At 69.0% G+C, this 8966-nt stretch carries 10 protein-coding genes; 7 read left to right on the top strand and 3 right to left on the bottom strand.

The features are described from left to right. Nucleotides 1-235 precede the first annotated feature (235 nt). The 3 genes from ABD679_RS03125 to coaE all read left to right on the top strand — a co-directional run bounded on the left by ABD679_RS03125 (nucleotide 236) and on the right by coaE (nucleotide 3333). A complete protein-coding gene (locus ABD679_RS03125; RefSeq protein ID WP_425561834.1) occupies nucleotides 236-1516 on the top strand; it encodes a type II secretion system F family protein in 1281 nt (426 codons plus the stop codon). Between the two features lie 7 nt (nucleotides 1517-1523). Further along, nucleotides 1524-2384, top strand: a complete 861-nt coding sequence (locus tag ABD679_RS03120) for a prepilin peptidase (RefSeq protein WP_344758478.1) — start codon at nucleotides 1524-1526, stop codon at nucleotides 2382-2384. A 325-nt stretch (nucleotides 2385-2709) separates the two neighbouring features. Then, nucleotides 2710-3333, top strand: coding sequence for a dephospho-CoA kinase (gene coaE / locus ABD679_RS03115; RefSeq protein WP_344758477.1), 624 nt, complete (start codon nucleotides 2710-2712; stop codon nucleotides 3331-3333). Between the two features lie 385 nt (nucleotides 3334-3718). Here coaE and ABD679_RS03110 read toward each other — a convergent pair whose 3' ends face one another. Then, nucleotides 3719-4108 carry a Rieske (2Fe-2S) protein gene (locus tag ABD679_RS03110; protein WP_344758476.1) on the bottom strand — a complete coding sequence of 130 codons (390 nt, stop codon included), beginning with the start codon at nucleotides 4106-4108 and terminating at the stop codon, nucleotides 3719-3721. A gap of 48 nt (nucleotides 4109-4156) precedes the next feature. On the opposite strand from ABD679_RS03110, the gene ABD679_RS03105 reads away from it, so the two are divergent. The 4 genes from ABD679_RS03105 (at nucleotide 4157) to ABD679_RS03090 (ending at nucleotide 7192) form a co-directional block, all read left to right on the top strand. Beyond that, nucleotides 4157-4441 (top strand): hypothetical protein, encoded by a 285-nt coding sequence (locus tag ABD679_RS03105; RefSeq protein WP_344758475.1) that lies wholly within the window; start codon nucleotides 4157-4159, stop codon nucleotides 4439-4441. A gap of 51 nt (nucleotides 4442-4492) precedes the next feature. Continuing rightward, nucleotides 4493-5221, top strand: a complete 729-nt coding sequence (locus ABD679_RS03100; RefSeq protein WP_344758474.1) for a fumarylacetoacetate hydrolase family protein — start codon at nucleotides 4493-4495, stop codon at nucleotides 5219-5221. A gap of 35 nt (nucleotides 5222-5256) precedes the next feature. Then, nucleotides 5257-5664 (top strand): large-conductance mechanosensitive channel protein MscL, encoded by a 408-nt coding sequence (gene mscL / locus ABD679_RS03095; RefSeq protein ID WP_344758473.1) that lies wholly within the window; start codon nucleotides 5257-5259, stop codon nucleotides 5662-5664. Nucleotides 5665-5794: 130 nt separating this feature from the next. Beyond that, complete coding sequence (locus tag ABD679_RS03090; RefSeq protein WP_344758472.1) at nucleotides 5795-7192, top strand: M28 family peptidase; 1398 nt, start codon at nucleotides 5795-5797, stop codon at nucleotides 7190-7192. A 180-nt stretch (nucleotides 7193-7372) separates the two neighbouring features. On the opposite strand, the gene ABD679_RS03085 is transcribed toward ABD679_RS03090, so the two are convergent. Continuing rightward, entirely contained in the window at nucleotides 7373-8197 is an 825-nt protein-coding gene (locus tag ABD679_RS03085; RefSeq protein WP_344758471.1) for a TrmH family RNA methyltransferase, read from the bottom strand. Beyond that, nucleotides 8187-8747, bottom strand: coding sequence for a GNAT family N-acetyltransferase (locus tag ABD679_RS03080; RefSeq protein WP_344758470.1), 561 nt, complete (start codon nucleotides 8745-8747; stop codon nucleotides 8187-8189). The genes ABD679_RS03085 and ABD679_RS03080 overlap by 11 nt, the downstream gene beginning before the upstream one ends. Between the last annotated feature and the right edge of the window lie 219 nt (nucleotides 8748-8966).

Raw genomic sequence — 8966 nt, 5'->3', positions numbered from 1 at the left:
AGCAATCGCGGCCATGGCCGCTCCCACAATCCCCGCCCCCCACAGGGGACGCGGCCCACGGGGATTGCACTGCGATTGCTGCTGCCGGGGTGGCGGATTACCGGTTGGGAGGGGCGGAAGCGCTGGAATCCTGCGCGCCGTCACACCCGGGCGCTTCACATGTGGCCGCAACCGGCTACCATCGCAGGTTGGGGCTCCGGCGATGCCGGAATCTGGGGATCAAGGGGAAATCGATATGGCCGTGACACGTTCCGTCGCCAAGACCGCCGCCCGCCGCGATGCCGCCAAGCCGGTACGCGACGGCGTGACCCTGCAGATGTTCGTCTGGGAGGGCACCGACAAGCGCGGCAAGACAATGAAGGGCGAGCAGCAGTCCCGCAGCGCCAACATGCTGCGCGCCGAACTGCGCCGCCAGGGCATCCAGCCGCGCTCGGTGAAGCTCAAGCCCAAGCCGTTGTTCGGCAGTGCCGGCAAGTCGGTGACGGCCAAGGACATCGCGGTGTTCAGCCGCCAGATCGCGACGATGATGAAATCCGGCGTGCCGATCGTGATGGCGCTGGAGATCATCGGCAACGGCCAGAAAAACCCGAAGATGAAGAAGCTGGTCAACGAAGTCCGCCTCGACATCGAGGGCGGCTCGTCGATCTACGAGGCGATGAGCAAGCATCCGGTGCAGTTCGACGAGCTGTACCGCAACCTGGTGCGCGCGGGCGAGTCCTCCGGCTCGCTGGAAACCGTGCTGGAAACCATCGCCGACTACAAGGAAAACATCGAGGCGGTCAAGGGCAAGATCAAGAAGGCGTTGTTCTACCCGATCGCAGTGATCGCGGTGGCGATCCTGGTCTGCGGCATCCTGATGGTGTACGTGGTACCGATCTTCAAGGAGCAGTTCGCGAGCTTCGGCGCCGACCTGCCCGCCTTCACCAGCCTGGTGTTCGGGATATCCGACATCCTGGTGAGCTGGTGGTGGGCAATCGTGATTGTTGCGGTGATCGCATTCACTGCCTTCATGTACGCCTACAAGCGCTCGCAGAAACTGCAGTACGCCATGGACCGGTTGCTGCTGAAGGTGCCGATCATCGGTCAGGTGCTGCACAACTCGTCCATTGCGCGCTTCGCGCGCACGCTGGCGGTGACCTTCAAGGCTGGCGTACCGCTGGTGGAGGCGATGGACAGCGTGGCCGGCGCCACGGGCAACCGGGTCTATACCAAGGCGGTCCACGAAATGCGCGATGACGTGGCGGTGGGCTACCAGCTCAACGTGGCGATGAAGCAGGCCAACCTGTTCCCGCACATGGTGGTGCAGATGACCGCCATCGGCGAAGAGGCCGGCGCGCTGGATACGATGCTGTTCAAGGTGGCCGAGTTCTACGAGCAGGAAGTGAACAACTCGGTGGATGCCATCACCAGCCTGATCGAGCCTTTCATCATGGTGGTCATTGGTGGCCTGGTGGGGTCGATCGTGATCGCGATGTACCTGCCGATCTTCAAGATCGCCATGACCGTGATGGGCTAAGCCGCGGATGGCGTTTCTCGACCAGAACCCGGAGCTCGGCTATCCGCTGGCCGCCGGGATGGGGCTGCTGGTCGGCAGCTTCCTCAACGTGGTCATCCTGCGCCTGCCCCGCCGGCTGGAGTGGGAGTGGAAGCGCGACAGCCGCGAGATCCTGGGCGAGCCGGACCTGTACGACCCGCCGCCGCCGGGGATCGTGGTGGAGCGGTCGCACTGCCCGCACTGCGGGCACAACCTGAGTTGGTACGAGAACATCCCGGTCGTCAGCTGGGTGGCGCTGCGCGGCAAGTGCCGCAGTTGCAAGGCGCCGATCTCGCCGCAGTACCCGCTGGTGGAACTGCTGACGATGCTGCTGGTACTGGCGTGCGTGTGGCAGTGGGGGTTCGGCTGGCAGGGGTTTGGCGCGATCGTGCTGACGTGCTTTTTGGTCGCACTGTCGGGGATCGACCTGCGTACCCAACTGCTGCCCGACCAGCTGACCTTGCCGCTGATGTGGCTGGGGCTGATCGGGGCGGTGGACAATCTCTACATGCCGGCCAAGCCGGCGCTGGTGGGCGCGGTGATCGGGTATCTGAGCCTGTGGACGGTGTGGTGGCTGTTCAAGCAGCTCACCGGCAAGGAAGGCATGGGCCACGGCGACTTCAAGCTGCTGGCCGCGCTGGGCGCCTGGGTGGGCCTGCAGGGGATATTGCCGACGATCCTGCTGTCGTCGCTGGTGGGGGCGATCGTGGGTTCGATCTGGCTGGGGATGAAGGGCCGCGACCGGGCGACGCCGATCCCGTTCGGGCCGTACCTGGCGATCGCCGGGTGGATCGTGTTCATGTGGGGCGAGCAGATCATCGGGGCGTATCGGCAGTACGCCGGCATCTGAGCCGCCGAATTTTTTGTGGGGAGCTTTGTGGGGAGCTTTGTGGGGAGCTTTGTGGGGAGCTTTGTGGGGAGCTTTGTGGGGCCCTGTGGGAGCCCCGTGGGAGCGGCTATAGCCGCGATTTTCCGTGGGCGACCGGGCAACCCTTCAAAAGCTCGCGGCTATAGCCGCTCCCACATCTGCCTGCACATGGCGGGGGCTTGTACGCCTGGGGAAACCCATCCCCACCCAACCCTCCCCTTGAAGGGGAGGGCTTTGGACCGCTCCTCTTGAGAGGGTTTTGCGGCGGTGCTGCAGAGGGCGCGGCGGGCTGCGCCATAATCCGGCCATGAGCGACTTCATCATCGGACTGACGGGCGGCGTGGCTTCGGGCAAGAGCGCGGTGACTGCGCGGTTCGAGGCGCGGGGGGTGTCCGTTGCGGATGCCGACGTGGCCGCGCGCGAGGCGGTGGCGGTGGGGTCGGAAGGGTTGGCGGAAGTTGTGGCGGCGTTCGGGGCTGGGGTGCTGGCGGCGGATGGGGCGCTGGACCGGGCGGCGATGCGGCGGCGGATCTTCGACGACGACGGGGCGCGGCTGGGGCTGGAGGCGATCATCCATCCGCGAGTGCGCGCGGCGCTGCGTGCGGCCTGCGCTGCGGCACAGGGGGCGTATGCGATCGCGGCGATCCCGCTGCTGGCCGAGGGCGGCGGGCGGACGGCGTATCCGTGGCTGGACCGGATCCTGGTGGTCGACGTGCCGGCGGCGGTGCAGCATGCGCGGCTGCTGCTGCGCGACGGCATCGACGGGGCGCTGGCGGATCGCATGATTGCTGCGCAGGCGTCGCGCCTGGAGCGGTTGGCGATTGCCGATGACGTGATCGTCAATGATGGGCCGCTGGAGGCGCTGGAGGGACATGTGGCGGCGCTGGATGGGCGGTATCGGGGGTTGGCGGTGGGGGCGGCGGTCTCGTAGGGGTGTGGTGGCTTTTGCCCTTCCCTGCGACGGTCGTGCCTTTGATCGTCATTGCCGCGCGGGCGGGGATCCAGTTCCCTGGTTGAAGGGAAAGGCTCGCGGCTGAAGCCGCTCCTACAACAGCCTCCGTCTTTGATCGTCGTCCCCGCCAAGGCGGAGGGGCCAGTTCCTTGGCCGAAGGGAAAAGCTCGCGGCTTCCGCCGCTCCTACAAGAGCCTCTTTTTGATCGTCGTCTCCGCCAAGGCGGGGAGCCGGTTCCTTGGCCGACGGGAAGAGCTCGCGGCTTCCGCCGCTCCTACGAGAGCCTCGTTTTTGATCGTCGTGCCTGCGCAGGTGGGGAGCCGGTTCCCTGGCCGAAGGGAAAGGCTCGCGGCTGAAGCCGCTCCTACGGGGTGGGCGGGGGTTCGGGGGTGAGGACGACTTCGCCGTCTTGCACTTCGACGGCGACGGGGCGGAGGGATTCGCCGCGGCAGGGGCCGGCGATGCAAAGGCCGTCGGTGGTTTCGAAGGTGGCGCCGTGGACGGCGCAGACGAGGTGGCCGTCGCGGCTCTTGAGGAACTGGCCGGGCGCCCAGTCGAGGCGGCGACCGGCGTGGGGGCAGATGTTGAGCCAGGCGCGGACGTGGTCGCCGTCGCGGTGCAGGATCAGCGATTCGGCGTCGCCGTCGAGGGTGGCTTCGGCTTCGGCGAATCCGCCGTCCTCGATCTGTGACAGGGAGCCGAGCCGGGTCCCTTCTTCACCCGTGCTTAACAAGGTTCTTACTTTTTCATTCATCACGGGCCCGATACTCCGTTACTTCCCGTCATCGTACCGCCACGCCCCATGTCCGTTCGTTTCTTCCGCAGCTTCCACGGCCGTTTCACCAGCGCGATGTTCGCGCCGCGCAAGCCGCGGCACCCGGCGCTGCGGGCGTTGCTGGGCGTGGTGGGCGTGCTGCTGCTGGCAGTGCTGCTGGTGGCCGGCGTGTTCGTGGGTCTGGCGATGCTGGCCGGTGGCCTGGTGGCGCGGCTGCTGCGCCGGCGCGGCAAGCCGCAGGCCGCTGCCGGACGGGTGGTGGACGCGGAATACCACGTCGTGCCCAAGGCCGGCGAACCGCTGCTGCGCTGAGGCGCGGACGGCGTCCGTGACCCCGGCCAGACACCTTCCGGCCCATTCCCGATGACCGATTCCGCTCCGCGCGACGTGATCCCCGCGCCCGCCGTGCCGCGCGTGCCGGTGCGCGGCGGCGGGACGTTTCCGGTGCACCGGATCTACTGCGTCGGCCGCAACTTCGCCGACCACGCCCGCGAGATGGGCGCCGCGGCACCGGCGTCGAAGGCCGAGCGCGGGCAGCCGACGCTGTTCCTCAAGCCGGCCGACGCGATCGTCACCGGCATCGAGGTGCCCTACCCGCCCGGCACGACCGAACTGCACCACGAGATCGAGCTGGTCGTCGCGCTGGGCCGCGACGCGCCACCCGGCGCGCTTGACCGCGACGCGGCGCAGGCGCTCGTGTTCGGCTACGGGCTGGGCCTGGACCTGACCCGCCGCGACCTGCAGGCCGCGGCCAAGGCCAAGGGACTGCCCTGGGATACCGGCAAGGCCTTCGACCACTCGGCACCCGTCGGCGAGCTGCTGCCGGCGGCCGCGGTGGGCGAACTGGCCGCGCGCACGCTGTCGCTGGCGGTGAATGGCAGCGTGCGCCAGCAGTCGCGGCTGGACCTGCTGATCTGGGACGTGCCGGACATCCTGGTCGCGCTGTCGCGCCTGTACGCCCTGCGCGCCGGCGACCTGGTGTTCATGGGCACGCCAGCCGGGGTGGCCGCGCTGCAACCGGGCGACGAGTGCGTGGGCCGGCTCGATGACCTGCTCGAACTGCATTGCCGCATCGCGCCGCCGCGCGTGTAGGCTAGAAGTCCCCGAACCGCCAGCGAGGAAAACAGATGGGCATGATGACGGAGTTCAAGGAATTCGCGATGCGCGGCAGCGTCGTCGATCTCGCGGTCGGCGTGGTCATCGGTGCGGCGTTCGGCAAGATCGTCACCGTGCTGGTCGACAACGTGATCATGCCGCCGATCGGGCTGCTCATCGGCGGCGTCGACTTCTCGAAGTGGGTGATCACGCTGAAGGAAGCCACGGTGGACGCGGCCGGCGAAGCGGTGCCGGCGGTGGTGATCGGCATCGGCGAGTTCCTCAACGCGGTGATCCAGTTCGCCATCCTGGCGTTCGCGATCTTCCTGCTGGTCAAGGCGATCAACCGCATGCACAAGCAGCCCGAGGAAGCGGCGCCGGAAGAACCCTCCGAAGATGTGCTGCTGCTGCGCGAGATCCGCGATTCGCTCAAGCGCTGAGCACAGCCGCCGCCGCGCGCGGCATGACTTGTGCCACAGGTCGGGAAGCCACGGGGGCTGTCACCCTCGTGGCTTCGTCTTTTTCTGGCGTGCGGGCGGCTGTCCGGGCGCACCTCAACCGGAGACCGCCATGCGCCTTGCCCCGCTGATGCTTGCCCTCGCCCTTGCGCTGCCCGCCACCACGCTGCACGCGCAGACCCGCATCCCCGACGCCGCCACCGGCCAGGTCGCGCAGCTGCGCGAGCAGGCGCTGGCCAGCGACCTGGGCTGGAAGATCACCGAATCGCTCACCACCGAGGTCGGCCCGCGCCTGGCCGGCACCGAGGCCGACGCGCGCGCGGTGGCGTGGGCGAAGGCGAAGTTCGAGGCGCTGGGCTACGACAAGGTCTGGACCGAACCGGTCACCTTCCCCAGGTGGGTGCGCCGCAGCGAACACGCCGAAGTGCTCGGCGAGCATGCGCAGCCGCTGGTGCTGACCGCGCTGGGCGGCAGCCCCGGCGGCACGGTCGAAGGAGAGGTGGTGCGCTTCGCCGACCTGGACGCACTGAAGGCAGCGCCGGACGGCTCGCTGGCCGGCAAGATCGCCTTCGTCGATTACCGGATGAAGAAGCAGCGCGACGGCGGCGACTACCGCAACGGCGGCGGCGTGCGCTGGGCCGGCCCGTCGGTGGCGATCGCCAAGGGCGCGGCGGCATTCGTGATGCGCTCGGCGGGCACCGACTCCTCGCGCGCGGCGCATACCGGCAACACCGGTTTCGAGGACGGACTGACGCCGATCCCGGCGGCCGCGCTGTCGATGATCGACGCCGACCAACTGGCGCGCCTGGTCGCGCTGGGGCCGACGCGGATCCGCGTGGCGCTGGACTGCGGCTATGACGGCGAATACACCTCGCAGAACGTGATCGGCGAGATCACCGGCAGCGAGCGCCCGGACGAGATCGTGCTGATCGGCGGCCACCTGGATTCCTGGGACCTGGGCACCGGCGCGATCGACGACGCCGCCGGCATCGGCATCACCATGGCCACCGGCGCGCTGCTCAAGCCGCTCAAGCCGAAGCGTTCGATCCGGGTGGTGGCCTTCGCCAACGAGGAACAGGGCCTGTGGGGCGGCCGCGCGTACGCCGAGAAGCACGCAGGCGAGATCGAGAAGCACGTGATCGCCGCCGAAAGCGACTTCGGCGCCGGGCGCATCTACGGCTTCGACTCCAGCGCACGCGAGGGCGAGAAGGCGGCGTTCGACCAGATCGCCACCGCGCTGGCACCGCTGGGCATCGAGCCGCTGCCCGGCGAGGGCGATCCGGAATCCGACATCGGCCCGATGACCCGCGCCGGCATGGCGTGGGCATGGCTCGGCCACGACGGCACCGACTACTTCGACCTGCACCACAACGCCGAGGACACCCTCGACAAGATCGACCCGGAAGCGCTGGCGCAGAACGTGGCCGCGTACACAGTGTTCACCTGGCTGGCGGCGCAGGCGGACGGCGGGTTTGGAAGTGCGCCTGGGGCGGCTGGCAGCGAAGACTAAGTCCGCAGCGCAATTTGGCACCCGCCCTGTAGGAGCGGCTTCAGCCGCGAGCTTTTGCCCTGGCCCCTTCCCTTGCGTAGGGTGGCGGGAAGCGGGTGGCTGCGCCGAAAGGCACCTCCCGCAACCCGGGAGCAAAAGCTCGCGGCTGAAGCCGCTCCTACAAGGCAGGGCGAGCGCGGATCAGCGGGTGCGGGTCCACTGCGCCAGCAGCACGGCGGTGGCGGCGGCGACGTTGAGGCTTTCGACGGCACCGGTGCCGGGGATCGACAGGCGCAGGTCGCAGGCGGCGGCGAGTTCGCCATCCATGCCCTCGCCTTCGGCGCCGAGGACGTAGACCAGCCGTTCGGGCAGGCGCGCGACGAACAGGTCGTCGCCGCCCTTCACCACCGTGGCGGCCAGGGCGAAGCCGGCGCCGCGCAGCTGGGCGATGGCGTTGTCGTCGCGGCCCAGGCGCACGAAGGGCACGGCTTCGGCGCCGCCTTCGGCCACGCGCGCGGCGGCGCCGGACAGGGCGAGCGGAGAGTGCTTTGGCAGCAGGATGGCGGCGATGCCGAAGTGCGCGGCCGAGCGCAGGATCGCGCCGAGGTTGTGCGGATTGCCGACGCCGTCCAGCCACAGTGCGCAGCACGGTCCGGCCGGCAGTGCCTCCAGCCAGGCGGTGAGCGGTTGCGGCGGTTCGCGCAGGACGTCGGCGACGATGCCTTCGTGGTGCGCGCTGGCGGCAAGCTTGCGCAGGTCGGCCTCGTCGACCACGCGGTAGCCGACGCGGTGCGCGACGCACCACTTCAGCAGTGGCTGCAGCTGCGGGATGCGTGCTTCGGCGAGGTAGAGCTTGCGGATCGCGTCGGGCCGGCGCGCGAACACGGCCTGCACCGCGTTGATGCCGTGCAGACGCACTTCCTCGTCGCGGTTGCGGCGCGGCGTGGGGGGTTGCGCGGGCGCCGGGTGTTCCGCGTCGCGACGCGGCGGCGGCCGGTTCCAGGGCGATGGGCGGTCAGTCGGCATCGAGGGAGTCCCGGGTGCGTGCAAAGGTACGCAGGTCGTGCAGCCGGCCGTGCTTGAACACGGCGTTGCGCTGGGTGCCTTCCTCGACGAATCCGTTGTTGAGCAGCACCCGCGCCGAGGCGGCGTTGAAGTCGAGCACGGTCGCCTGCAGGCGGTACAGCGACAGCGCGTCCATCACCCACGGCGCGAACGCACCGACCACGCGCGTCATGTGGCCGCGGTTCCAGTGGCGGTGGCCGAGCCAGTAGCCGAGTTCGGCGCCGTGGCGGCGCTCGCCCTGCCCCGGCCGCACGCCGATGCCGCCGCAGGCCTGGCCGTCGATCTCGATGGCGAACACCGGCGCGGTCATGTCGACCACGCGCCCGGCGAGAAAGGCCTCGCCGTCGGCGCGGGTGTAGGGAAACGGGAAGCGGTCGCTGGTGCCGCGCGAGACGCGTTCGTCGTTGGCGTGGAGCACGAGCGATTCGAGGTCGGTGTCGCACCAGGGGCGCAGGCGCGTGGCGGCGTCGATCCCGATTTCCGTCTGCCGGCTGGCGTCTGCATCGACCATCGGGAAAGGATACGCGAGGGGGCGGGCAGCTCGCGTGGATGGGCAAGCCTGTGGGGCGACCTTCTGAGGGATAGGCCCTCTACTGGGCAGCCTTCTGCGGGATCAGCTTTCTGTGTGGTCAATCTCCCGTGGGATCAGCCTTTTGTGGGGATCAGCCTTGTGTGGGAGCGGCCTTTTGTGGGAATCAGCCTTTTGTGGGAGCGGCCATGGCCGCGATTG

The organism is Luteimonas lutimaris (assembly GCF_039537065.1).
Taxonomy (GTDB): domain Bacteria; phylum Pseudomonadota; class Gammaproteobacteria; order Xanthomonadales; family Xanthomonadaceae; genus Luteimonas; species Luteimonas lutimaris.
This window is presented reverse-complemented; position numbering and strand designations above follow the sequence as displayed.